The following is a 21,892-nucleotide window of genomic DNA, read 5'->3' as shown; positions in this document are numbered from 1 at the left end:
TCCGAATTTCCGCGACCACCTCTGGGGAATTGCAGGATTCCTAGGCGTGGTTAAATGGTTGAGAGGTCGTAGACCCGATACGGTTGTCAAAAACAAGGATGGAACAACAACCCTCGAGATCGGCGGCGAAAAGCTAATCACAACCACCCACGTAATAAAAATGCTTGAAGATATGCCCCTTCGCGAACACGTAGCCCGTTTAGGAAATCATGTGGAAAATCTGGATGGTGTGGATGAAGTCTCGTTGGGCGATGACAAAGACCGAAAAGCATGGTCAATCAAGAAAGATGAGGCAACTGCACTTCGTCTTCCACCACCAGAGGACGAGGAGCCGGAAATTGTAATTTCAGAACGGGTAGTGTCGCGAGTTTGGTGGAAATTCGAGGACGGCGTAATCTCCGGGTGCATCGAAGCCACCCAACCGGCGGCTGGAACCGCCAAGGAGATCACGCCATGACAAAGAATACAGCAACATCGACATCCGCGCTACTGGCCAATGAAGCAGGCTATGACCCGATTGAAGACCGGCTGCGCCAGAACATCCGCGCGACGATCGAGGCGGTTTTCGAAGAGGAGCTGGAGCAGTTTCTGGGCCGTTGCCGGTATGGCCGCAGCGGCGGGGCAAAGGCCGGATACCGCCACGGGCATCGCGAGCGGCAACTGGTCGGAACATTTGGAACCGAAACGGTGCGCGTGCCGCGTGCGCGGATCACAGGCGAGGCCGGCAAGGCCAGAGAATGGCGCTCGAAGGCATTGCCCCGCTACCAGCGGCTGACGAAGAAGGCCGAGGCGCTGATCGCTGCTGTCTACCTTTCGGGCACCAACACACGGCGGGTAAAACGCGCCCTGTTCGGCCTGTTTCAGGGGGCGGTCAGCAAGGATGTGGTGAGCCGCGCCTGGCGCAAGGTGAAGGTGGACTGGCAGGCGTGGTGCGCCCGCAGCCTTGCGGATGAAGACATCGTGCGGCTGATCCTGGACGGCACCGTGATCAAAACGCGGATTGACAGGAAGGCCACCAATATCTCGGTTCTGGCCGCGATTGGCGTGCGCCGGGATGGGCAGAAGGTCTTGTTATCACTGATGAACATGGGCGGCGAAAGCACCTCCGCCTGGCGTCAGTTCATCAACGATCTGGATGCGCGCGGGTTGAAACGGCCCGAATTTGTCATCGTGGACGGGGCACCGGGACTTGAGGTCGCTCTCATTGCCCTCTGGGGTGAAGATCTGCCGATCCAGAGGTGCACGGTGCACAAGCACCGCAACCTTCTGGCCAAGGCACCCAAGCGTATGCATGATGAGTTGACAGAAGATTACCGCGACATGATCTACGCCAAAACACCCGAGGAAATCGCCACCCGCCGCAAGGCATTTCTGCGAAAATGGCGGCTGAAATGCAAGGCCGTCGCTGACAGCTTGGAAGAAGCAGGAGATAAGCTTTTCACCTTCACGCGTCTGCCACAAGGCCAGTGGAAATCGGCCAGAACGACAAATGCGATCGAACGCCTGAACGAGGAATTCCGCCGCCGCATCAAGACCCAGACCGTGCTGCCATGCGCCGAGACCGTGCCGATGCTGCTTTGGGCTCTGATGGCCTCGGGGCAGATCGTCATGCGAAAGGTCGATGGCTGGGAAACGCTCGCTCAGCCCGTCGCCGACGCAACCCTTGACCAAGCCGCCTGACCGGCGCATAACTCAACCCGCTCGGAGGTGCCTGAAATCAATTTCCACCACTTTCGAGACACAACCTCAGAACGCACTGTCTGGCTTGAACTCGTCACCGCGCATTTCCATGGAGATTATAAGTGGCGCTTTCGGGATGGCGAACTTACGTTCACCGCAGAGGTCGTGGATGAAGGTTTCCTAACGAAAGTACACAATGGGGAGGTTTCGCTTTCGGCTGCGGACAAACTGTTCTGCGAGATCGAAGAGGAACAAGAAATTACTAGTCAGAAAATCCAAAAGCTTGCGACCAAGATTACAAAGGTGATCGACTACAGGGAACCTCTAAAAATCCCCCAAAATCCGGCCTGACGGGGTAGAATCGTCATCAGGATGAAAATGATTCGACCGACGGGGTTTTGTCATGGGTCAGATGGGATTTTTTGATCTTTCCAGCCGATACGCGGGACTGGACAAATCTGGTGATCCGCTGGTGTTGCTCAACGACATGGTGCCGTTCGAGGATTACCGGGACGAGCTGAAGGCCATATGGCGCACGCCGCCCGAACAGCGCAAATCCAACGCTGGCCGCCCGCCTTGGGATGAGGTGCTGATATTCAAGACGATGGTTTTGCAGCAGCTCTACAACCTCTCTGACGATCAGATCGAGTATCAGATCCGCGACCGCCTGTCGTTCATGCGGTTTCTCGGCCTTGGCATTGAAGACAGCGTACCTGACGCCAAGACCATCTGGGCCTACCGTGAAAGGCTGGCCGGGGCCGGGAAGATGAAGGAGCTGTTTGACAAGTTCGATGCCTTTCTGCGCGAAAAGGGCTATCTGGCGATGGGCGGGCAGATTGTTGATGCGAGCATCGTTCCGGCGCCGCGCCAGCACAACAAAAGGGACGAGAACGAGAAAATCAAGGCGGGCGAAACGCCTGAAGAGTGGGAGGAAAAACCCCACAAGAAGCGCCAGAAGGACGTGGATGCGCGCTGGACGAAGAAGCACGGCAAGAGCTATTACGGCTACAAGAACCACATCAATGTCGACCGGCGGCACAAATTCATCCGCGCTTATGATGTCACCGATGCCGCCGTGCATGACAGCCAGGCGCTTGCCGGTCTGATTGATGCGAGCAACACCTCATCGGACCTGTGGGCCGACAGCGCCTATCGCTCGCAAAAGATCGAAAGCGAGCTGGAAGAGCGGGGGCTTCACAGCCATATCCATCACAAGGGCAGGCGCGGCAAGCCGCTTGGCGAGCGCCAGCAAAAGGCCAACCGGAGGCGCTCGAAAGTGCGGGTCCGGGTCGAGCATGTATTCGCTTTTCAGGAGCGCTCCATGGGCGGCAAGCTGATCCGCTCCATCGGCCTGAAGCGGGCGCGATTTCGCATCGGGATGATGAACCTGGTCTACAACATGAAGCGCTTCGTCCAGTTCGAATGCGGCCTGGCGGCGCCGGGATAAGGGTTCATGGGGTGAGGTGTGCCTGAAATACCCAAAACCGGCTTGAAACCGGTGAAAATGGGTTTATGATCCGAAGCAATCAGGCGGGACAGGCGAAAAACCGTCCACCCCGCCGCGAAGAAGGCGAAAACGGGAATTTACAGAGGTTCCCTCAAGTTGGCCAATCTGCAGTGCCTTCCAGTAACAACCTATCCCTGCTGTGCTGCCATCTTCCTTTCGCGTGCCAATGTGCTTAGGCCCATGTCATCCAGTATCGAATAGATGGCGGGCAAAACGAACAGCACGATCAAACCGGCCGACAGCAAGCCAAAGGCAAGGCTTGTCACCAACGGAATCAGGATTTGCGCCTGCAAGCTGGTTTCCAGAAGGATCGGCAACAACCCGACAATGGTGGTGATCGAGGTCAGAAAGATCGCTCTGAACCGCGCCCGGGCCGCGCGCGAGGCTGCGATGGCAACCGTCATTGCCTCGCCGTGTTCGTGTTTGACAAAATCCACCAGCAGGATTGAATTGTTCACCACAACCCCCGCCAGCGCCACAAACCCCAGCATACTGGGCATCGAAAAATTCAGCCCCATGATCAGATGGCCAAAGATTGATCCGGCCAGCGACAGCGGGATGATGAGCATCACCACAAGCGGTTCGATATATGAACGAAACAGGAAGCTGAGCAACAGGAACACCCCGACAAGCCCTACAAGAAATCCTTTGACCATTGATTTCTAGGTCTTTTGCGCCTCGGCCCGCTGGCCTTCGACGTCCAGCGATACGCTGGGATAGCGTTGCAACAAATCGGGGATAAACCGTTTCAGGGTATCGCTGACGATGGCGCTTGAATTGGCGATGCGGGTATCGATTGTGCCTTGCACCGTGACGGCGCGCACGCCGTCTTCGTGGTTGATCCGGCTATAGCCCTGATCGACCACAATATCTGCCACTACGCTTAGGGGCACATAGCTACCGTCCGGTCGGGTGATGACGAAATCGTCAAATTCACTGTAGCTGCGTCGGCCGGTTTCCGACAGTTCGGCCGTGACCTCAAGCGACTGGCCGTTCACCTGCATTTCGCTGACCGTGGTGCCGAAATAGGCGGCGCGCAGCTGGTCGGCAATCAGGGCAGCGGTAATACCCATCGGGGCGGCCTGATCATTCAGGTGGATGCGCAACTCGCGTTTGCCGGGTCGCAGGTCATCCAGCACGGATGTGACGCCGCGATAAGTCCAGAACCAATCCTGCATTTCCAGTGCGGCGGCCTTCAGATCAACCAGATTGTCCCCCTTCAGCCGCATATCAATATCAATACCGGCAGGCCCGATCGTGGGTTCTGCATATTTCAGGCTAATGACATCAGGCAATTCACCCACCAGTTTACTCCAGTGCTCGATTATCCCATCGGGGCGGTTGACCCGTATGTCAGAGTGTAACAGGTCAACACTGACCGTTGCCACATGCGCGCCGGTTTCAAAGGAATCGCGGTTTTCGCCATAGAACACAGAAACATGGCGGATCAACTCGGCCTCGTCCGGTTGCATCGGGGTCAGGTCCTGATTGGTCTGCTCGATCCCTGCAACCAGCTTGTCCACCACATCTTCGGTGCGGGCCAGCGGTGTGCCCTGCGGCAGCAAAACCCGCGCCACGATGGTGTCGCCATCCAGTTCCGGAAACGCGGTAAATTTCAGATAGCCGCCCGTCAGCATCCCGACCGCAGACAGCAATACTGCAAAGGCAACCCCCGCTGTTACATAACGCCACCGGATGGTCAGATCGACCAGCGGGCCGACCAGACTTTCGCGGGTGTAATTCATCGCCCTTTCCACACGCGCCCGCACGCCGCCGGGTTTGTGTTGCATCTCAAGCGTATGGATCAGGTGGTGCGGCAGGATCAGGAATGCCTCGATCAGGGATATTGCCAGCACGAACAGCATCACCACCGGCACCACGCGCAGCACAGCCCCCAGATCGCCGGACAGGAACGCCAGCGAGCCAAAGATCATCGCGGTGGTGGCAAAGGACGCCAGCACGTTCAGGAACACCTGTTGGGCACCTTTGACGGCCGCTTCTATTGGCTCCAGCCCCTTTTCGCGCAGGCGGGCGATGTTTTCGGAAATGACGATAGCGTCATCCATCAACAGCCCGATCACGATCAACAGGCCCAGCGTGGTCATCAGGTTCAGCGAATAGCCGACGAACCACATGATCGCGACACCGCCCATGAACGACACCGGCAATCCCATCGCCACCCAGAAGGAAAAGCGAAACCCGAAGAACAGCCACAGCACCAGAAACACCAGCCCCAGTCCCTGCAACCCGTTGACGATCACCAGCATCAGCCGGTCGCGCACAACCGAGGCCGCATCGGCGGTGATTTCCAGCACCACGCCCGGGGGCGCGGCCTGACGTTCGGCGTCAAGAAATTTGGCCACCTGGTCGATCACTTCAAGGGTATCTTCGGCGCGGGTTTTGTTGATGTCCAGCACTGCGGCCAGTTCACCGTCAAAGGTGATGCGGTCATCATCCAGTGCAAAGCGTTCGGTGATTTCGGCCACTTCACCCAGACGCACCTGCCCGCCATTGGCGGCGGAACGGATGATCAGATTGGACAGGCTTTCCACATCGCGGCGCTCCTCGGTGACCCGCACCAACAGGGTTTCACCATCGGTTTCAAGCGTGCCTGAAGGTAGATCAAGTGATCCCGATTGTATGGTCCGGGCCACATCGGCAACGGAAAATCCGTATTTCTGCAAGGCAACCGTATCCAGCCCGACCCGCAGTTCGCGGGTGGAAAACCCCTTGATGGTGACAATCGGTATGCCTCCCCAACGCAGCATTCGGGTGCGCACATCTTCGGCGTAATCCTTCAGATCGACACGGGATTTGGGGCCGGTGATCGAAACCGAGGCCACAAAATCGGTCAGGCCAAGGGCGCGCACACGCACATCTTCGGCGCGGTCGGGGAAATCGGAAATGGCTTCGACTTCGGATTTCACATCGGCCACAAAGGTCTGGAAATCGCCCCCTTCCAGCATCCGCACCTCGGCACGGGCCAGCCCTTCGCGGGCCTCGCAGGAATGGCGGTCAATCCCGGTTACGGAATCCAGCGCATTTTCGATCCGCTCGCAAATCGCGGTTTCCACATCTTCGGGACGCGCACCGGGATAGGGCACGGTCACTTCGACACGGCTGGGATCCTTGCGTGGAAAGGTTTCGCGCAGCAACTGCGGACCGACGGCCAGACCGGATAGCAATAGCAGGATCATCAACAGGTTCGAGATGGTCGGGTGGGCGGCGAAAAACCGGATCATTTTGCTGAATCCACATTCGCCAGAATTTTCATTAGCGCTGTGTCGGGGTGCTGCGATAGCAACATGCCTTCAATCATCGGAACCGGCGTGCTAACCACAATCTTTTCGCCATTTTCCACCCCGTCCGTGATCAGGGCGATACCGTCCTGCACCAGATAAGGGGTTATCGGGCGCAGCTCTAGCCGGCTGTCGGTATTGGCAATCATCAACTGCCCGCCCCGCAGGGCACTGCGCGGTATGACGATGCCGTCAACCGGGCGGGCGTTCAGGGTGGCTTTGACGAACATGCCTTTGGTCAGCGGCGGACGGCGACCCAGTTCGGCACCGGTATAGGCATTGTCAACGCGCACAATCATCCCGACAGTGCCGGTTTTGGGATCAATCGTGTTGCTGATCCGGTCCAGTGTGGCGGGCCATTCAACAAGGGTGTCGCCCAGTTTCAACTGGACCGTGGCCTTCAGATCCAGCCCTGACATGACTTCGGACATCGCCGAAGGATTCAGGGCAATCACTGGCGCATCGGATGATTTCGGGCGAAACAGCCGCAACAGATCGGCAGCGGGCACCTGTGCCTCGATCTTGGCGGCGGCGATACCGTCAAAACTGGCGACCGAAACGCCGGTACGCACCAGTTGGCCCACCTCGACGTTGACCATGGACACACGCGCCGCAAAGGGCAGGCGCAATTCGGTGCGGGCCAAATTCAGTTCGGCAGTGGCCAACGTGGCCTTGTAGACGGCAATCTGTTCGGTCTGGACCAGTTTCTGGGTGGGCAGCAACGCAAGCGAACTTTGCAGGTTTTGCAGTTTCTGCTGCTGTGCAAGATAGACCGCCTTGGCATTATCCCGCGCTGATTGCGAGGCAGTTCCCGCAGAAAACAGGCGCTCGACCCGCTCCAGATCGCTGGCTTTCAGGGCCAGCGTATCCTCTTCGATTTTCATCGCCGCTTTCAGGTTTTCCCCGGACACTGCGATTTCGGCCAACTTGGCCTCGGCGGCGCGAATGTTGGCCTTGGCCTGTGCAATGGCCAGCGTGTAATCGCTGGCCGACAGCCGCACCAACAGCGCCCCTTCGGGCAGGATATCACCCTTTTTCAGCATCGGATTGACGTATTCGGCGGTGCCACTCACCTGCGGGATGGCTTCGAAGGTGCGCGCAGGCGCAACCAGGCCAAAACCGGAAACCGTAGGGGATACGGCAGTGGTGGTGGCAGTGATCACCCGCACGGCTGTCGCGCGTTCGGCAATTTCCTCTTGGGCGGGGGCCGGTTTGGTGGCGATAGTGAAGGCAACAAAACCCACCCCTACAGCCACCAGCGGCAATGTCATCAGAACCAGTTTGAAACCGCTTTTCATGGGTTTTCTCCTGTCGGGGCAAAGCCTGCCAGTTGCAGATCCAATAGACGCGGCCCGTCTTGCATCAAAATCGCGGGTTTGCGTGTCACCATCATCCGCAGAACCAGACTCTGAATGACGCCAAAGATCAGGGTTGCCGCATCATTTTCATCCAGATCAGCCCGAAAATGGCCAGCGTCAATGGCGGTCTTGACGTTTGAAACCAATGCCTTCCGAAAGGCACCCATCGCATCCTGAATGCTATCCTGCACCACGATATGACCGTCTGTTTTGTCGCGAAGCACCATGAAATCAGGCAAGGCGGGGTTTTCCTTAACCACACGCAAATGCCCCAAAACAAGCTTTCTCAACCGGTCCATAGGTGCAAGATTCGGGGCCGATGATGCGGCGATATTTTCGTCAATCCGCGCCCCCAGATGCAAAGCAATTGCTGACCAGATATCGTCTTTCTTTGGGTAATGCCGATAGATCGCAGGCTGGGTCAGGCCCAACTCTTTGGCGATCATGCCGGTTGTGACCTGTGAGGGGCCAATTTTGAAGGCAAGATCCAGAGCAGTTTGTTCGATCTCGCTTTTACGGTCTTCGGCAGATTTTCGGATACGCATACAAACCTCGGGAATTTAGTTATAAATCTATTACTAATGGAAGCCGGGGCGCAGCGCAACAGTATACTCTGTCGCATCTATATTGGCCACGGATATTCAGATAGCAGATAAATGCCAGCGTTGTCACAGTATTATTGGGCTGTATACCTTGCGACAGATTCGGCCCTATTGTCCGGTTTCCACCAATAATCTGTCACCTTGTATATACGCGCAATGACCCCCACGACATGCTGTAGCAATAGGATGATAACTGTTGCCGGCACTTCTGCACAAGAATACCATATGCGTAATCTTGTCGGCAGTGCCGGGAAGAATCGCAAGGGGTGCATGTTGGGCCGTAACTGGACATATTTCAGACGTTGCCGTCAGCGCTGGTTGAACAGCTTTGTGGCGGGCATTATTGTCTTGTCCCAGATCCTGCTAATTGTCGGCACCAACACATCTTTTGCCGACACATCAGCATCCAGCCGGGTATCCGTACCGTCGGCAGAGTTTCCCTTTGGCCCGACGGTTATCTGCACACCGAACGGCATCCAGATCATCTATCCGAACGGGGATGGTCCTGATGGATCGGACGGTGAAGGCAAAACATGGGTGAAATGTCCGCTGTGTCTGATTGCAACCGCCCCGTTCCTGATGCCGCCATCCCTGACGGGGGCAAAAATACCCGACCTGCCCGGCGCAGTCGATATGGTTTGGGCCGACGAAACCGAGCGCGCCCGTTCCATCGGGCGTTATTTCAACCAACCTGTGCGCGCCCCACCCTTTGGTCTTTCGATCTAACAACTCAAAACAACTGTCAGGTTATTCGCGGCCCAATCGGGCGCGATCGTATGTGATGGTTTTCAGGATATGAAAGACAAAGGAAAACTGAAATGGAACGTAGAAATTTTTTGATGGGCACAACTTCGATGCTTGCTGGTGGGCTGGTTGTGGCGGGCGCTGCCAACGCGCAAATGAAGACAGTTCCGCCATGGGTCTGGACCGCCGAACACGGGCTGACAGGCCATCTGGTGACGGATCCCGATCCTTCGACCGATGATCTGGCCAAATTCCCGCGCTGCCCGTATTGCGGCATGTCCACAACCAAATGGAGCCACACCCGTCATGTGATCCAGTACGAGGATGATAGATCGGAAGCGACCTGTTCGGTCCGTTGTCTGACAATTTCGCTGTCGCTGAATCTGGATCGCAACCCGAAAAACATCTGGGTTGGCGATGCCGGTGCGGATTCCGAAATCAAGCCGTTGATCAAGATTGAAGATGCGCAATACACTCTGCAGCCGGGCAAAATGGGCACAATGAATGCCAACCGCAAATGGGCCTTTGCCGACAAGGCAAAAGCAAAAGCAACCGGTGCCCAGTTGATCAATTTCGAGGAAGCACTGGTTGCCGCCTACAAGGATCAGGCAATGGATACCCTGATGATCCGCAAGCGTCGCGCCGAAAAGCGCGCGCATATGGCGCAGAAAATGCAAGTGGGCAACTAGGCAACCAATCTGTTTTACAGATCTGTCCAAAGGGGTGCCGGTAGTGGCGACCGGCCCCCCACCCTCAAAACCGCAACAATTTTCCAAAAGGTCCGCCTATGTGTAACCACCATAAATCCCCGCCGCCATTTGCTGCAACTGGGCGCCAGCGCCATGCTGATGCTGCCTGCGCTGCCATCTTTGGCCACGGAAAAACCTGGCGTTGCCTCCGTTATTGACCTGCCCAAAGCCGGTCCGCGCGACCGTTGCCCGGTCTGCGGCATGTTCCCCGAAAGATACCCGGACTGGGCCGCCACCGTACTGTTTCAGGACGGCCATGCCGATCATTTTGACGGGGCCAAGGATTTCTTCAAATACCTGTATGACATGCCCAAATACGCCAGTGGCCGTAAACGCGAACAGATCACCGGCATGGGTGTTACCGGCTATTACGCTGCCGAAATGATTGACGCACAACAGGCGCTTTATGTGGTCGGCTCGGATGTGCTGGGACCGATGGGTCACGAGTTGGTGCCGCATCCCGATATGTATGACGCCGAGGCCTTTATGCGTGATCACGCCGCTATCAAAATCGTTCGTTTCGAGGACACCAGCATGGAAATGATGCTGGGCCTTGATGAAGGCAAGTTTGATTGGGGATGATGATGGGCATCCGCCCCTCCAGTTTAATGATCAGCGCATTGTTGCTGCTGGGCGCCGCTGTGCTGGCCATGTTTGTGCATGCCTACAGCAGCACCGATAACGGTCTGGCGACACGCGCACAGCTGGTGGAGCAGTTGGGCCTGACCGATCTGGCCCTGTTCACCGAGGCCCGCTATACCCGCCACCCCTCGCAAGCGGATCTGCATTCCGCTTTTCAGGATCACCCGATGTCGCTGGACCATTTTCCGTCAGGATCACTGGTATCACCGCCCCGTCATAATTTTGCGTCAAGCAGCGGAGTGCAACAATGAACACATCCTTTGCACGTCAAAGATACCTGAAAGACCTCTGCATAACATCGGGATTCCCCCGGGTTGGCCGTTTTGGTAAGCTAGCCGGGAAATCTCTGGGGTGAATAGATGGACCTTTTCCTGCACGAAGCGGCGGCACGGATCGGCGCGGATGACGTTCTGTCGAAGATCGACGCGCTGATGGATTGGAACTCGTTTTTGCCGATCCTGCGGCGCGGTCTGGGGCGCTCGGGGATCGGGCCTCAGGGCTATGATCCGCTGGTTCTGTTCAAGTGTCTTCTGGTTGGCCAGTGGCACGGGCTGAGCGACCCGAAGCTGGAGCGGGCCTTGAAGGTGCGGCTGGATTTCATGCTGTTCTGCGGGCTCGATCTGCACGCGTCGGTGCCGGATGAGACGACCCACTGCCGGTTCCGCAATGCGCTGGTCCGGGGTGGCGTTTACGATGAGCTGCTGGCCGAGGTCTGCCGCCAGATCGAGGCGCATGGGCTGAAGCTGAAAGAGGCTGAGGCGGCGATCATTGATGCGACCCTGATCGCGGCGGCGGCGCGCCCGCGCACCCATATCGACGCCCCGCAGGACCGGGCAGAGGACCGGGCAGAGGACGGGGCAAGGGAAGGGACGCCGGATGATCCGCCCGAGGTCTCACCCGACGGGGCACAGCTGCATTTCAGCGCCGACCCTGATGCCCGCTGGGTCAAGAAGGGCCGCAAGAGCACGCTCGGCTACAAGGGCTTTGCCCGCTGCGACGAAGAGGGCTTTATCGACAAGGTGCACACCACGCCCGCCAATGCCGCCGAAAGCCCCGAATTCGCCACCATGATCGCGGGCGCAAAGGCGCAGCGGGTGCTGGCCGACAAGGCCTATGCGAGCAAGGCCAACCGCCAGATGCTGCGCGGCAAATACCGCGACGGCATCCTGCGCAAGGCAGCGCGCGGCCGCCCCCTGCGGCAATCGGAGAAACGCTTCAACCGGCTGATTTCGAAACGCCGCTTCCGCATCGAGCAGACTTTCGGCACGATGAAACGCCTCTTCGGCCTGCAGCGGGCGAGATATTTCGGGCGCGCCAGGGTGCATGCCCAGATGGTCATGGCCGCCATCGCGCAAAACCTGCTCAAGGCCGCAAACAGGATCACCCTCAACCCGCAAACCCCCGCAATCGCATAGCCCCAAACCCCGCCACCCGTCTGTCCGCCGGACCCGCAGGGGCGCAAGGTGGGCGGCCGAAATCTTGCTTCAACCGAAAGCCATGGCCTCATGCAGAGGTCTTCCTGATGGATTTCACCCTGCATTCAATGCTGCGCCGCAAGGGGCGCAACCTTGTGCTGTTTACGGTCTACTGTCTGGTGATTTTCATTCTGGCCTCGGTGATGTTTTTCGGACAGGCTATCCGGCAAGAGGCCAAAACCGTTCTGGCCGACGCGCCCGAGGCCACGGTGCAAAATCTGGTGATGGGGCGGCACGCCCTGATCAATGCCAAATGGGTGCCGGTTTTGCAGAATGTGCGCGGGGTGCGCCATGCCGAAGGGCGGCTGTGGGGCTATTATTACGACACGGTAAACGGCGCCAATTACACGGTGATGGTGCCTCCCTCCAAGGACGCCGAACACCAGTTGCAGCCAGGCGAGGTTATCATCGGACCCGGGATTGTCGCAAACCGCACCCTGATCCGCGACAAATATCTGTTTCTGCGCGCCAACTACGGCGAGATTTTCCGCCTGAAGGTCAAAGACAGGCTGTCGTCGGATTCGGCATTGGTCAGCGCCGATCTGCTGCTGATGTCGGAACCCGATTTTCGCAAGTTCTTCCAACTGCCCGATGATGTGTTCACCGACATCGGCCTGACCATCCGCAATGAACGCGAAATTCCGACCATCATCGGCAAAATCGGCGTGCGGGTGCCCGGATCACGGGTTGTGACCCGCTCGGACATTCTGCGCACCTATCAGTCAATCTTTTCGTGGCGCGAAGGGTTGCTTTTGGCCCTGCTGGGCGCCTCCATCGTCGCCTTTGTGATCTTTGCCTTCGACAAGGCCGCCGGCCTGTCTGGCGAGGAGCGTCGTGAAATCGGCATCCTGAAGGCGATCGGCTGGGAAACCTCGGATGTGCTGGCGATGAAGTTCTGGGAAGGCGCGCTGGTATCTGCGGGGGCCTTTTTGCTGGGGCTGGTGCTGGCCTATGGGCATGTGTTTTTCTTTCAGGCCGGATTGCTGGAACAGGTCCTTAAGGGCTGGGCCGTGATCTATCCCGATTTTCACCTGAAACCGCATATCGAGGTGTTGCAGGTGGTGACTTTGGCGTTTTTTACAGTGGTTCCCTATACCGCAGCGACAATCATTCCGATCTGGCGCGCGGCGGTAACGGACCCGGATGCGGTGATGCGATGATTGAACTTGAAAACGTCAGCAAGGTTTATAACGAGGGCCGCGTGAACGAGGTATTCGCGCTGCGTGACATCACCTTGCAAATCCGGGCCGACCAGACAACGGTGCTTAAGGGGCCAAGCGGCTCGGGCAAAACCACGTTGCTGACATTGATCGGCTGTTTGTCGCGACCCACGGTGGGGCGGATACATCTGGAAGGTCAGATGGTTTCGGGCCTGCCGGAAAAATTCATGACCGAAATCCGGCGGGAAAAATTCGGCTTTGTGTTCCAGCGCTTCAATCTGGTGCGCGGACTGACGGTGCTGGAAAACGTGATGCTGCCCGCCTATCCGCTGGGCCTGAAATACAGCGCATTGCGCAACAATGCCGAACGCCTTCTGGGGGATGTTGAAATCGCCGACAAATCCGGCATGAAGGTCGAAAACTTGTCGGGCGGCGAGGCCCAGCGTGTGGCGATTGCACGGGCACTGATCAACAACCCCGACTATGTGATCGCGGACGAGCCAACTGCCAATCTGGACACCCGGCTGGTGGGTGAATTCCTGAAGATCGTCGAAAAGCTGCGTGCCGAGGGCAAATCCGTGATCATCACCAGCCACGATCCGCGCATCTGGCAGGCCGATGTGGTCGATCGGGTGATTGGCATGGAAGACGGCCGTGTTATTGACAACGGGATTGCCGCGACATGATCTTTCATCCCCCGATACTGGCGCTTGTTCTGGCCTCGCTTATATCCGCGCTTACGGTGCTGTGGGCAGCGTGGTTTGCCCTGCGGGTGCTGCGTCATTGGGAACCTTCCAGCGGACATGCGTTGCAGATCAACATGGAAAAACGCACCTATCTGGTGTCCACCGCGCTGGCCTTTGTGCTGTTGCTGGAACTGGCCTCGCTATTGCTGTTCGTCTCCAACGCCGACCAGATGGCAGTGATGTTTGTCGGGGCCATGTGCGCGGTGGGGACGTTGAATGTGAATGCCTACGGCATTCCGGCACTGTTGTTGAAACTTGCCGTGTTCTTTGTGGCGCTGGTCTGGCTGGTGATCAACCAGATTGACAACAAGGCCCCGGATTACCCGTTCACAAAACTGAAATACGCCATCCTGTTGTTTCTGGCCCCGCTGGTGGTGGTGGCTGCGGGAACACAACTGACCTATTTCCTTAACCTGAAAACCGATACGATCACCTCGTGCTGCTCGCTGGCCTTTATCCCCGAAGGCGGGGGCGTGGCGGCCGAGTTGTCGTCGATGACCCCCAAACCAGCCCTGATCCTGTTGTTTGGCGGCTTGGCGACAATGAGAGGTGGTCCCACTTTTTTGACCAGTCAGCAGCCAGTTTAAGATGGATCAGGGTTTCATTTAGGCTGCCAAACTCATTGGTTTTGTTTTTCTGTCATAGGCTTCATCCGGGGTCAATATTCCGTGGGTGGAATGCGGGCGCTCGGTGTTGTAGTAAGCCAACCATTTCCCGATCCCGGCGCGGGTCTGCGAACCCGTTTCAAATGCGTTGAGGTAAATGCATTCGTATTTCAAGGATCGCCAAAGCCGCTCGATCATCCGGTTATCGACCCAGCGACCTTTGCCATCCATCGAGATTTTCACGTCGGCTTCTTTCAGCGCCTGCGTCCATTCAAACCCGGTGAACTGGCTGCCCTGGTCGCTGTTCATGATATCGGGCTTGCCGTATTTGGCCATAGCCTCTTTCAGGGCTTCAACGCAAAAATCTGCCTCCATGCTGTTTGACAATCTCCAGCTCAAAACCTTGCGGCTGTGCCAGTCCATGATCGCGACCAAATAGAGGAACCCGCGCTGCATCGGAATGTAGGTGATATCTACGCACCACACATGGTTTGGACGATCAATCGTCAGGTCTCGCAGCAGATACGGGTAGATCTTATGCTGCGGATGTTTCTTGCTCGTGTTGGGCGTCTGGTAGATCGGAACCAACCGCATCAGCCGCATCAAACGGCGGACCCTGTGGCGACCACACTTGTAACCTTGGCGCTGCATGTGCCGGGCCATTTGCCGTGATCCATACCACGGCGTCTGCAAGAATTGCTTGTCGATTATTGTCATGAACCGCAAATTTTCAGCACTTTCGCCTTTTGGCTGGTAATACAGGTTCGAGCGCGCCAGAGAAAGTAGCCCGCATTGTCGTCGCACACTCAGATCATGCTCACGGCTCACCATTTTTTGCCTCGCTTCCCGAGCAACTGTTGCGAGGCGTTGGCTAAAAAATCCCGTTCCACGACCAGCTGACCAATCTTGGAGTGCAGCTTCTCAATCTGGGCTTCATCAACCCGATCAGGATCACGGCCCCGTCTGGAAAATGCCGTGGCCATGTTTTCAATCGCTGCTCGTTTCCATGTGCCAATCTGGGTTGGATGCACACCATACTTCTTCGACAGCTCCGCCATCGTCATTTCCTCGCGGATTGCTTCAAGCGCAACGCGGGCTTTGAATTCGGGAGAATGGTTCTTTCGTTTCGTCATTTTGAATCGTCTTTCTCATAAGTCGATCCACCTTAACAACTGGTCCGAATTTCCGCGACCACCTCTATGGTCCTGCTGGCCCTTCTGGCAATGCGGTTCAGGGTGGCACAGGCGCTATACGGACTGGCCAGTGCGGTGTTCTTCATGATCTCGATCACCGCGATTGTGTCGGTCATTTCGTCCTATACCTACGAGCAACCGCACCACCACTGCCCGTTCGACGTGATCAAATCGCAGTTCGATTACATCGGCTACTGGATGTATCTGCCGCTGTTCACCGCGACCGGCATCGGTATGGCTGTCGGTGTTCTGGGGCTGCGGCGAACGCCCGACAGCATGGCACAGAATTTTGCCGGTCTGATGAAGAAACGCATTGCGATTTCGGTAGGGCTTTACCTGCTGTTCGGGCTTGTGGCGCTGATTGCAATCCTGAAATCGAACCTGATCTTGATTGGATGATCCTCCAGCAATGATCTGTGATACACCACTTCATTTCAACGCTGGGTTTTGGAAATACCCAGCCCGCCGTGATCTAAGAAAGTATTGCAATGGACTTGGTGCCAGAAGCTGAAACGAATGTCACTGGACTATATAAAATTGGAAAGTGGTGCCCCCACACGGACTCGAACCGCGGACCTACTGATTACAAATCAGTTGCTCTACCAGCTGAGCTATAGGGGCACTCGGGGTGATTTACGCGCTAGAAACCGCTCTTGCAAGCCCGAAAATCAGGAAATTTCATCAATCATAATCCTATGCCCCCCTGTTGCCTCGCGCCAACAGTAAAACCGCCAGCATACCAACGCCGATCACCAGCAAAGCGGCCGGCGAGGCCTCGCCAATGTTTTCAAGCGAGGCTTGCTCGTACACCAGCGTTGACAGTGTGTTGTAGTTGAACGGGCGCAGCAGCAATGTGGCGGGCAGTTCCTTGACGCTGTCCACAAACACCAGCAACAGCGCCGTCATCAGCGAGCTGCGGATCAGCGGGGCGTAAACGGTGAGCAATGTGCCACCGGCCGAGCGGCCCAATGATCGCGCGGCCATCGGCAGGCTGGGTGAAATCCGCCCCATCGCGCCGTCCGCCGCGCCTTGGGCAATGGCGAAAAAGCGCACCGAATAGGCAAAAACAATGGCAAATCCCGTACCCGTGAGAACCAGACCGATGTCCACACCGGTTGCCCATTCGACGAAATCGGCCAGCTTGTTGTCAACAGCTGCAAGCGGGATCAGGATGCCCACCGCCAGCACAGCCCCAGGGGCGGCGTATCCGATGGTGGTGAATGGCATAATCAAACGCGGCAGGCGGCGACCGGTCAGGCGCACGCCATAGACCAGAAACACCGCCGCCGTGATCGTGACCACTGCCGCCCCGCCACCAACGCTGATGGTGTTCCACAAAGCACGCCCCAGCGCCGGATTGGACCAGTACTCGGTATTGCGTAGTGCATGTGACAGCATCACCCCTACGGGCAACACAAAACCGCCCAGAAACGGCAGGGTGCAAAACAGGGTGGCTAGCCAGCCGCGTATACCCGGCAGCGGGATTTGCACGATTGGGCGTTTGTGCCGCGCACCCTCGTGAAAACGTTGATTGCGGCGGCTGGATTTCTCAAGCCCCACCAGCAGCAGCACCAGCAACAACACAACACCGGCGATCTGGGCAGCACCTCCGGCGTTATTCGCTTCAAGCCAAGTGGTGAAAATGCCGGTGGTCAGGGTTTGCACGGCGAAAAATTCAACCGTACCAAAATCGCTGACCGTTTCCATCATAACAATCGCCATGCCCGCGGCAATCGCCGGACGCACCAGCGGCAGGCCCACCCGCCAGAACCGCTTCCACGGACCGGAGCCCAGCGCACGGGCGACCTCGTAGGTGTTGCCTGACTGCTCGCGAAAGGCACTTCGGGTCAGCAGATAGACATAGGGATATAGCGCCAGCGCCATCACAAGGATCGCCGCCCCGCGCGACCGGATTTCGGGGAACCAGTAGTCCCGCGATGTGGCCCAGCCGAACACCCCGCGCAACCAGGTTTGCACCGGCCCCGCATATTCCAGAAAATCCACCAGCGCATAGGCCCCGACATAGGCAGGAATCGCCAGCGGAAACAGCAACAGCCATTCCAGCCAGCGCGCGCCGGGAAAGCGGTACATCGCCACCAGCCATGCCGCCCCGACCCCGATCAGCGCCGCCAGCACGCCCACCAACAGCATCATCACCAGCGAATTCACCAGATAACGTGGCAGGGTTGTGGCCAGCAGGTGCGGCCAGATGTTTTCGGCCGGATGGAAGGCAATCCACACAACCGAGGCTATCGGCATCATCACCAGCGCCGCAATCAGCAATGCACCTGCCGACCAAGGATCGGGGCGCCAGATCGGTTTGCGCGCGGGGATTGCTTGAGTGTTTCTCTCGGTCATTTGGCAAGGGGTAGAGGAAACCGCTGTATCTGTCCAGATTTCCTCTTATACTATGGTGTGATTAAAGAAGGCAGGAATAGTACTATGCAGGTAATCTTTCATCTTGGGGCCCATTGCACGGGTGAGGACCGGCTGCTCAAATCGCTGTTGAAAAACCGGGAAACGCTAAACCCGCAAGGTATTATTATCCCTGGCCCCAGCCGATACCGGCGTTTAATCCGGCAAACACTTGGCGCCCTGAATGGGGCGACGCCATCCGAAGATGAGCAGCAGGCCTTGCTGACACAGATTACCGACGAGCTTATGGTCAAACGGCTTGTCCTGTCCGCCGCCGACTTCATGGCGTTTGTTCCTTGGGTATTCCGGCATCAAACCCTTTACGGAAAAGCACCGGAAGTCACCGCAGCCCTTGGGAAACTGTTTGACGGTGCCAGTATCGAGTTCCATTTATCCATAAGAAATCCGGCCACTTTCATTCCCGCTGTGTTCGGCAATACGACTGGTTTAACCCTGGATAAATTTCTATACGGAACCGACCCTTACAGCATTAAATGGTCCGATCTGATCAACAAGATCAGCATTGCGAATCCGGGGGCCCGTGTGATCGTCTGGCGACACGAAGATTGCCCTTTGATCTGGTCGCGGGTCATGCGCAATCTTACAGGAACCGCCGAAGCGATAGCACTTCAAGATGAAGAGGATATACTGAGCCGCCACATGACCGGGGAAGGGTTGAAACTGTATCTGAATTATCTTGCGGCCAATCCGCCCAAAACCGGCCGACACAAACAAAGGATAATAAATACTTTTCTGGATAAATTCGCACAGCCCAAAGCCGATCCTGCCGATGAATTACCCGATGGCTGGACTCCGGCAATGGGTGCGGATCTGTCAGATCTGTATGAACAGGATCTTGACAGGATATCCAAAATCCCCGCAGTAAAACTGATAACCCCATGACCAAAACCAACCCGACCACCCTGCCGGACACCCCGTTCTGGAATAGCTATCAGGGCCGTTTTTCCGGTATATTGAACTGGCCTGATGTTGATGCCTTCTGGGCCCATATGTCAGGCACATCCGGCGACTGGTTCATTTTTAACCCCGAACAGCCCGCACCGGACACCGCCGCCAGTGCCACGGAACTGGCCGACGTATTGACCAAAGCCCAAGCCCTGATCAACAGCCGCCGCGACATGTCGCATTGCGGGGCAATCTATGTTGACGATGTCAGGAACCCTGCGTTTATCAAGGTCTTTGATCCCTCGGCGATGGGATCATCCTGCAATATATCCGGAATCCCGATCCTGCCGCGCTGGATCATCAGCCGGATCAAACCGGAGGATATGCCGCCACCGCCTGAGCCGGAAAAACCGTCATTATTCAAACGGCTAACTGGCCGCAGCTAGCTCATTCCAAGTGCTTCTTTATACATGTCCAGCACCGCCTCTTCCTCGGCAATATCCTGTGCGTCGCGTTTGCGAAGCGCGATCAGTTTGCGCATAACTTTGGTGTCATAGCCGCGCCCCTTGGCCTCGGCCATCACCTCTTTTTGCGCTTCGGCAATGTCTTTTTTCTCGGCGTCCAGCCGCTCGATGCGTTCGATAAACTGGCGCAATTCATCGGCGGTTACGCGGTAGCTGGTATCGGAAGAGGTCTCGTTCATCACATATGCCCTTTGCTTGACTGGACCCTTCCCTAATACCCCAGCCCCGCACGTGCAAGGGCTTGCCCAAGGCAAATTGATCGGTTAGCGGTGGGAAAACAGTGAAAGGCGCAATTATGGACATTCTTATCTGGGCAGGTGCCGTGGTTTCCCTGATCGGGCTGGTCGGGATTTTCTATTGCATCATGCTGGCCCTGAAGGCCAAACGCGCCAACCTGCCGGACGAAGAAATGCGCGCCCGGCTGCAACGTATCGTCCTGCTGAATATGGCCGCGTTGTTCCTGTCGATGGTTGGGCTGATGATGGTCGTGGCAGGGATTGTACTAGGTTAACCCTCGTCTTTGGGCTTCTCCTCCAATGCCAGTTCCAGTTCCAGTTCCAGAATATCTTCGGGCACTGGCTGTCCAAGGGTTTTCATCTCGGAGATCTTCTCGCGCAATTGCTCTTGCAAGACATGCGCGTCCTCGGGGCGTTTAGCGATCTCGTCCATCAGCATCGCTATGCCGGCCTTCAGTTCCTCAAATGCCATCGGGTCACCTCGCGCGTTGGGTTTCTATGTATGTTTTGCGGCACATTTAGCGCAAAACGGAGTATAGGGAAGTATATCCAGCCGTTCTTCGGAAATTTTGTCACCGCATTCAACGCAATATCCGTATTCGCCTTCGTCCATCCTTTGCAATGCAGCCTTGATCATGCGGATTTCCGCCTGTGCTGACAAGCCCATTCCTTCCAGAACCTCGTCCTCTTCCCGCTCGACTGCCAGTTCTTCCCAGTCTTTTGTGGTATGTGAATCCAGATCCTCGTCAATTTGCAAAAGACGGTCTTCCAGTTCTTTCAAGCGGTCATTCAGGGCGGCGCGTCTTTTCGAAATATCTGCCATATCCTGTTCTCCTTCTCGTTGAAGATATGGTAGGCGCAAAGCCCTCAAGCCTGCCTTGATATGGGTCAAGCCCAATGGAATCAGCCGATTTCCATATCCATCGGCATAGCCGCCATAGGCATTTCGCTAATACCGCCTGCATCCTCTGCGGATAGATTTTCCATCTGGGCCATGGGCAGGTCGGGCAATCCATCGTCCCCCTTTGTCTCCATAGGCATCATGGGTATTTCCGGGGCCATATCCCCATCGGGCAGCGAGGTATCAGTGACAGTATTCATCAAAGGGTCCGGGGCCATACTTGAAGTGATATTGGCCATGTCTGGCCCACCCGCAGGTGTATCCGACACAGCCCCAACCGAAATCCGCAACGCCCTGTTCCCGTTTTGCTGCCCCAGCCGTGCCATCCCGACAATCCGCCCGTCGCCCCCTTCCAACTGCACCGCGCCAATCGCGCTTTGCGGCACGGGCACCAGATCACCGGGTTTGAATGCGCGGGCTTTGGCCAATGGTATTTGCATCCGGTGCAAGACCGCCAGCAGGTCGACATGACTGGCCTGCACTGCCTTTTGCAACAACTGTGCCCAGTCGTGCCCGCCCTCTGCGGCCGTATTCATTTTTATTCCGCCATCCGCAGGCAACGCCAGCAGCATTTCCCCCTGTTTCGCCCCGTCAGCCATATCCATTGTAATGCGAAACAGCCGGTAATCCACCTCGTCTATCCGAAGGCCCAGCAACCGTGTGTTTTCCACCCGTTCACCAAACCGGAACGCCGTGGCCCAGCGTTCGGCAGAGCTTCCTGCCAGATGCCCCTCGAATTCCTGCAAAACCCGATCCAGCAGTGGTTCACACATCGCGCTGTCCGTTGCGGTGGCCCGCCGCTGTGTGGCAGGTGATTTCAACACCTGCCCTATCGTCTGCACCTCGATCAGCGCGGCCAGCGCCTGAATGTCCAGAGCCGCAACGCCAAGGCCCCCTTGTGGCCCCTCCAGCAGCAACAGCAACAGATCATTCGACAATGCCGTCAGCAACCCCGGCTGGTTCACCCGCGATTCTTCCACACCTTGCACCCGCAGCGCCAGCGACAGTTCATCCTGCGCCGCCTTGGACAGGGCCAACCGCAGCGCCTTGGCCGGTGTCATCCCCGCCGATTCACTTTCACTGCGGCCTGCCCCGGCCTTGCGTTGTAACGTGGTAAGCTGTGTTGTTTCGCCCATATTGTCCCGTCCGG

Annotated in this window: 24 protein-coding genes, 1 tRNA gene and 1 pseudogene; 16 read left to right on the top strand and 10 right to left on the bottom strand. The window is 57.0% G+C overall.

Annotated features, from left to right (window positions below):
• Positions 1-46 precede the first annotated feature (46 nt).
• Genes ACQY4M_RS13485 through ACQY4M_RS13470 form a run of 4 tightly spaced genes read left to right on the top strand, consistent with a single transcriptional unit; the run spans position 47 to position 3,127 of the window.
• Positions 47-457 (top strand): hypothetical protein, encoded by a 411-nt coding sequence (locus tag ACQY4M_RS13485; RefSeq protein ID WP_428545006.1) that lies wholly within the window; start codon positions 47-49, stop codon positions 455-457.
• Positions 454-1,680 (top strand): IS256 family transposase, encoded by a 1,227-nt coding sequence (locus ACQY4M_RS13480; protein ID WP_428539582.1) that lies wholly within the window; start codon positions 454-456, stop codon positions 1,678-1,680. Before ACQY4M_RS13485 ends, ACQY4M_RS13480 begins: the two co-directional genes overlap by 4 nt.
• A gap of 27 nt (positions 1,681-1,707) precedes the next feature.
• The gene (locus ACQY4M_RS13475) at positions 1,708-2,031 is read left to right on the top strand and encodes a hypothetical protein (RefSeq protein ID WP_428545003.1); all 324 of its coding nucleotides are present in this window, start codon (positions 1,708-1,710) and stop codon (positions 2,029-2,031) included.
• A gap of 52 nt (positions 2,032-2,083) precedes the next feature.
• Entirely contained in the window at positions 2,084-3,127 is a 1,044-nt protein-coding gene (locus ACQY4M_RS13470; RefSeq protein WP_428539227.1) for an IS5 family transposase, read from the top strand.
• A gap of 188 nt (positions 3,128-3,315) precedes the next feature.
• On the opposite strand, the pseudogene ACQY4M_RS13465 reads toward ACQY4M_RS13470, so the two are convergent.
• The 3 genes and pseudogenes from ACQY4M_RS13465 to ACQY4M_RS13455 all read right to left on the bottom strand — a co-directional run bounded on the left by ACQY4M_RS13465 (position 3,316) and on the right by ACQY4M_RS13455 (position 8,389).
• Positions 3,316-6,384 (bottom strand): annotated as a pseudogene (locus tag ACQY4M_RS13465) (efflux RND transporter permease subunit).
• Positions 6,385-6,425: 41 nt separating this feature from the next.
• A complete protein-coding gene (locus ACQY4M_RS13460) occupies positions 6,426-7,784 on the bottom strand; it encodes an efflux RND transporter periplasmic adaptor subunit (RefSeq protein WP_428545000.1) in 1,359 nt (452 codons plus the stop codon).
• Complete coding sequence (locus tag ACQY4M_RS13455) at positions 7,781-8,389, bottom strand: TetR/AcrR family transcriptional regulator (RefSeq protein WP_428544997.1); 609 nt, start codon at positions 8,387-8,389, stop codon at positions 7,781-7,783. Before ACQY4M_RS13455 ends, ACQY4M_RS13460 begins: the two co-directional genes overlap by 4 nt.
• Positions 8,390-8,602: 213 nt before the next feature.
• On the opposite strand from ACQY4M_RS13455, the gene ACQY4M_RS13450 reads away from it, so the two are divergent.
• From ACQY4M_RS13450 to ACQY4M_RS13415, 8 genes are all read left to right on the top strand, one after another.
• A complete protein-coding gene (locus tag ACQY4M_RS13450) occupies positions 8,603-9,172 on the top strand; it encodes a DUF2946 family protein (RefSeq protein WP_428544994.1) in 570 nt (189 codons plus the stop codon).
• 92 nt (positions 9,173-9,264) lie between these two features.
• The gene (locus ACQY4M_RS13445; RefSeq protein WP_428544991.1) at positions 9,265-9,879 is read left to right on the top strand and encodes a nitrous oxide reductase accessory protein NosL; all 615 of its coding nucleotides are present in this window, start codon (positions 9,265-9,267) and stop codon (positions 9,877-9,879) included.
• A gap of 153 nt (positions 9,880-10,032) precedes the next feature.
• A complete protein-coding gene (locus tag ACQY4M_RS13440; RefSeq protein WP_428544988.1) occupies positions 10,033-10,521 on the top strand; it encodes a nitrous oxide reductase accessory protein NosL in 489 nt (162 codons plus the stop codon).
• Positions 10,512-10,832, top strand: a complete 321-nt coding sequence (locus tag ACQY4M_RS13435) for a hypothetical protein (protein WP_428544985.1) — start codon at positions 10,512-10,514, stop codon at positions 10,830-10,832. Before ACQY4M_RS13440 ends, ACQY4M_RS13435 begins: the two co-directional genes overlap by 10 nt.
• A gap of 108 nt (positions 10,833-10,940) precedes the next feature.
• Positions 10,941-11,996, top strand: coding sequence for an IS5 family transposase (locus ACQY4M_RS13430; protein WP_428542130.1), 1,056 nt, complete (start codon positions 10,941-10,943; stop codon positions 11,994-11,996).
• Between the two features lie 107 nt (positions 11,997-12,103).
• Positions 12,104-13,216: an ABC transporter permease gene (locus ACQY4M_RS13425; protein ID WP_428544982.1), complete on the top strand. Its 1,113-nt coding sequence runs from the start codon at positions 12,104-12,106 to the stop codon at positions 13,214-13,216.
• Positions 13,213-13,902, top strand: a complete 690-nt coding sequence (locus tag ACQY4M_RS13420) for an ABC transporter ATP-binding protein (RefSeq protein ID WP_428544979.1) — start codon at positions 13,213-13,215, stop codon at positions 13,900-13,902. The genes ACQY4M_RS13425 and ACQY4M_RS13420 overlap by 4 nt, the downstream gene beginning before the upstream one ends.
• The gene (locus tag ACQY4M_RS13415; RefSeq protein WP_428544976.1) at positions 13,899-14,549 is read left to right on the top strand and encodes a hypothetical protein; all 651 of its coding nucleotides are present in this window, start codon (positions 13,899-13,901) and stop codon (positions 14,547-14,549) included. Before ACQY4M_RS13420 ends, ACQY4M_RS13415 begins: the two co-directional genes overlap by 4 nt.
• An 18-nt stretch (positions 14,550-14,567) precedes the next feature.
• On the opposite strand, the gene ACQY4M_RS13410 is transcribed toward ACQY4M_RS13415, so the two are convergent.
• Positions 14,568-15,700, bottom strand: a protein-coding gene (locus ACQY4M_RS13410; protein ID WP_428539245.1) for an IS3 family transposase whose coding sequence is annotated in 2 segments (ribosomal slippage) — positions 14,568-15,448 and positions 15,448-15,700 — 1,134 coding nt in all. Because the reading frame shifts where the segments join, the coding sequence is not laid out codon by codon here.
• 66 nt (positions 15,701-15,766) lie between these two features.
• On the opposite strand from ACQY4M_RS13410, the gene ACQY4M_RS13405 reads away from it, so the two are divergent.
• Complete coding sequence (locus tag ACQY4M_RS13405) at positions 15,767-16,159, top strand: hypothetical protein (RefSeq protein WP_428544973.1); 393 nt, start codon at positions 15,767-15,769, stop codon at positions 16,157-16,159.
• 146 nt (positions 16,160-16,305) lie between these two features.
• Here the strand turns inward: ACQY4M_RS13405 and ACQY4M_RS13400 are convergent.
• Together ACQY4M_RS13400 and ACQY4M_RS13395 are read right to left on the bottom strand one after the other, a co-directional pair.
• Positions 16,306-16,381: transfer RNA gene (locus tag ACQY4M_RS13400), tRNA-Thr, on the bottom strand.
• A 72-nt stretch (positions 16,382-16,453) separates the two neighbouring features.
• A complete protein-coding gene (locus ACQY4M_RS13395) occupies positions 16,454-18,118 on the bottom strand; it encodes an ABC transporter permease (RefSeq protein WP_428544970.1) in 1,665 nt (554 codons plus the stop codon).
• 84 nt (positions 18,119-18,202) lie between these two features.
• On the opposite strand from ACQY4M_RS13395, the gene ACQY4M_RS13390 reads away from it, so the two are divergent.
• The gene (locus tag ACQY4M_RS13390) at positions 18,203-19,078 is read left to right on the top strand and encodes a hypothetical protein (protein ID WP_428544967.1); all 876 of its coding nucleotides are present in this window, start codon (positions 18,203-18,205) and stop codon (positions 19,076-19,078) included.
• A complete protein-coding gene (locus tag ACQY4M_RS13385; protein ID WP_428544964.1) occupies positions 19,075-19,527 on the top strand; it encodes a hypothetical protein in 453 nt (150 codons plus the stop codon). The genes ACQY4M_RS13390 and ACQY4M_RS13385 overlap by 4 nt, the downstream gene beginning before the upstream one ends.
• On the opposite strand, the gene ACQY4M_RS13380 is transcribed toward ACQY4M_RS13385, so the two are convergent.
• Positions 19,524-19,784, bottom strand: coding sequence for a DUF2312 domain-containing protein (locus ACQY4M_RS13380; protein WP_428544961.1), 261 nt, complete (start codon positions 19,782-19,784; stop codon positions 19,524-19,526). The genes ACQY4M_RS13385 and ACQY4M_RS13380 overlap by 4 nt on opposite strands.
• Positions 19,785-19,900: 116 nt before the next feature.
• Between ACQY4M_RS13380 and ACQY4M_RS13375 the strand changes: the two genes are divergently transcribed.
• Complete coding sequence (locus ACQY4M_RS13375; protein WP_428544958.1) at positions 19,901-20,116, top strand: hypothetical protein; 216 nt, start codon at positions 19,901-19,903, stop codon at positions 20,114-20,116.
• On the opposite strand, the gene ACQY4M_RS13370 is transcribed toward ACQY4M_RS13375, so the two are convergent.
• The 3 genes from ACQY4M_RS13370 to ACQY4M_RS13360 all read right to left on the bottom strand — a co-directional run bounded on the left by ACQY4M_RS13370 (position 20,113) and on the right by ACQY4M_RS13360 (position 21,878).
• A complete protein-coding gene (locus ACQY4M_RS13370; RefSeq protein WP_428544955.1) occupies positions 20,113-20,313 on the bottom strand; it encodes a hypothetical protein in 201 nt (66 codons plus the stop codon). The two genes, ACQY4M_RS13375 and ACQY4M_RS13370, sit on opposite strands and share 4 nt — an antisense overlap.
• Before the next feature lie 24 nt (positions 20,314-20,337).
• Complete coding sequence (locus ACQY4M_RS13365) at positions 20,338-20,664, bottom strand: TraR/DksA family transcriptional regulator (RefSeq protein WP_428544952.1); 327 nt, start codon at positions 20,662-20,664, stop codon at positions 20,338-20,340.
• Between the two features lie 80 nt (positions 20,665-20,744).
• Positions 20,745-21,878, bottom strand: coding sequence for a FliM/FliN family flagellar motor switch protein (locus ACQY4M_RS13360; RefSeq protein ID WP_428544949.1), 1,134 nt, complete (start codon positions 21,876-21,878; stop codon positions 20,745-20,747).
• Positions 21,879-21,892: the final 14 nt, after the last annotated feature.

This window comes from Profundibacter sp. (assembly GCF_965277155.1).
Classification (GTDB): Bacteria; Pseudomonadota; Alphaproteobacteria; order Rhodobacterales; family Rhodobacteraceae; genus Profundibacter.
The sequence above is the reverse complement of the archived record's forward strand: the minus strand, read 5'-3'. Positions and strand labels throughout refer to the sequence as shown.

Bases quoted from the DNA above. Each gene is read 5' to 3' on its own strand.
- ACQY4M_RS13480 (WP_428539582.1), top strand. From the start codon at position 454: ATGACAAAGAATACAGCAACATCGACATCCGCGCTACTGGCCAATGAA.
- ACQY4M_RS13470 (WP_428539227.1), top strand. From the start codon at position 2,084: ATGGGTCAGATGGGATTTTTTGATCTTTCCAGCCGATACGCGGGACTG.
- ACQY4M_RS13460 (WP_428545000.1), bottom strand. From the start codon at position 7,784: ATGAAAAGCGGTTTCAAACTGGTTCTGATGACATTGCCGCTGGTGGCT.
- ACQY4M_RS13455 (WP_428544997.1), bottom strand. From the start codon at position 8,389: ATGCGTATCCGAAAATCTGCCGAAGACCGTAAAAGCGAGATCGAACAA.
- ACQY4M_RS13450 (WP_428544994.1), top strand. From the start codon at position 8,603: ATGACCCCCACGACATGCTGTAGCAATAGGATGATAACTGTTGCCGGC.
- ACQY4M_RS13445 (WP_428544991.1), top strand. From the start codon at position 9,265: ATGGAACGTAGAAATTTTTTGATGGGCACAACTTCGATGCTTGCTGGT.
- ACQY4M_RS13440 (WP_428544988.1), top strand. From the start codon at position 10,033: ATGCTGATGCTGCCTGCGCTGCCATCTTTGGCCACGGAAAAACCTGGC.
- ACQY4M_RS13430 (WP_428542130.1), top strand. From the start codon at position 10,941: ATGGACCTTTTCCTGCACGAAGCGGCGGCACGGATCGGCGCGGATGAC.
- ACQY4M_RS13425 (WP_428544982.1), top strand. From the start codon at position 12,104: ATGGATTTCACCCTGCATTCAATGCTGCGCCGCAAGGGGCGCAACCTT.
- ACQY4M_RS13420 (WP_428544979.1), top strand. From the start codon at position 13,213: ATGATTGAACTTGAAAACGTCAGCAAGGTTTATAACGAGGGCCGCGTG.
- ACQY4M_RS13415 (WP_428544976.1), top strand. From the start codon at position 13,899: ATGATCTTTCATCCCCCGATACTGGCGCTTGTTCTGGCCTCGCTTATA.
- ACQY4M_RS13405 (WP_428544973.1), top strand. From the start codon at position 15,767: ATGGTCCTGCTGGCCCTTCTGGCAATGCGGTTCAGGGTGGCACAGGCG.
- ACQY4M_RS13395 (WP_428544970.1), bottom strand. From the start codon at position 18,118: ATGACCGAGAGAAACACTCAAGCAATCCCCGCGCGCAAACCGATCTGG.
- ACQY4M_RS13390 (WP_428544967.1), top strand. From the start codon at position 18,203: ATGCAGGTAATCTTTCATCTTGGGGCCCATTGCACGGGTGAGGACCGG.
- ACQY4M_RS13385 (WP_428544964.1), top strand. From the start codon at position 19,075: ATGACCAAAACCAACCCGACCACCCTGCCGGACACCCCGTTCTGGAAT.
- ACQY4M_RS13380 (WP_428544961.1), bottom strand. From the start codon at position 19,784: ATGAACGAGACCTCTTCCGATACCAGCTACCGCGTAACCGCCGATGAA.
- ACQY4M_RS13375 (WP_428544958.1), top strand. From the start codon at position 19,901: ATGGACATTCTTATCTGGGCAGGTGCCGTGGTTTCCCTGATCGGGCTG.
- ACQY4M_RS13370 (WP_428544955.1), bottom strand. From the start codon at position 20,313: ATGGCATTTGAGGAACTGAAGGCCGGCATAGCGATGCTGATGGACGAG.
- ACQY4M_RS13365 (WP_428544952.1), bottom strand. From the start codon at position 20,664: ATGGCAGATATTTCGAAAAGACGCGCCGCCCTGAATGACCGCTTGAAA.
- ACQY4M_RS13360 (WP_428544949.1), bottom strand. From the start codon at position 21,878: ATGGGCGAAACAACACAGCTTACCACGTTACAACGCAAGGCCGGGGCA.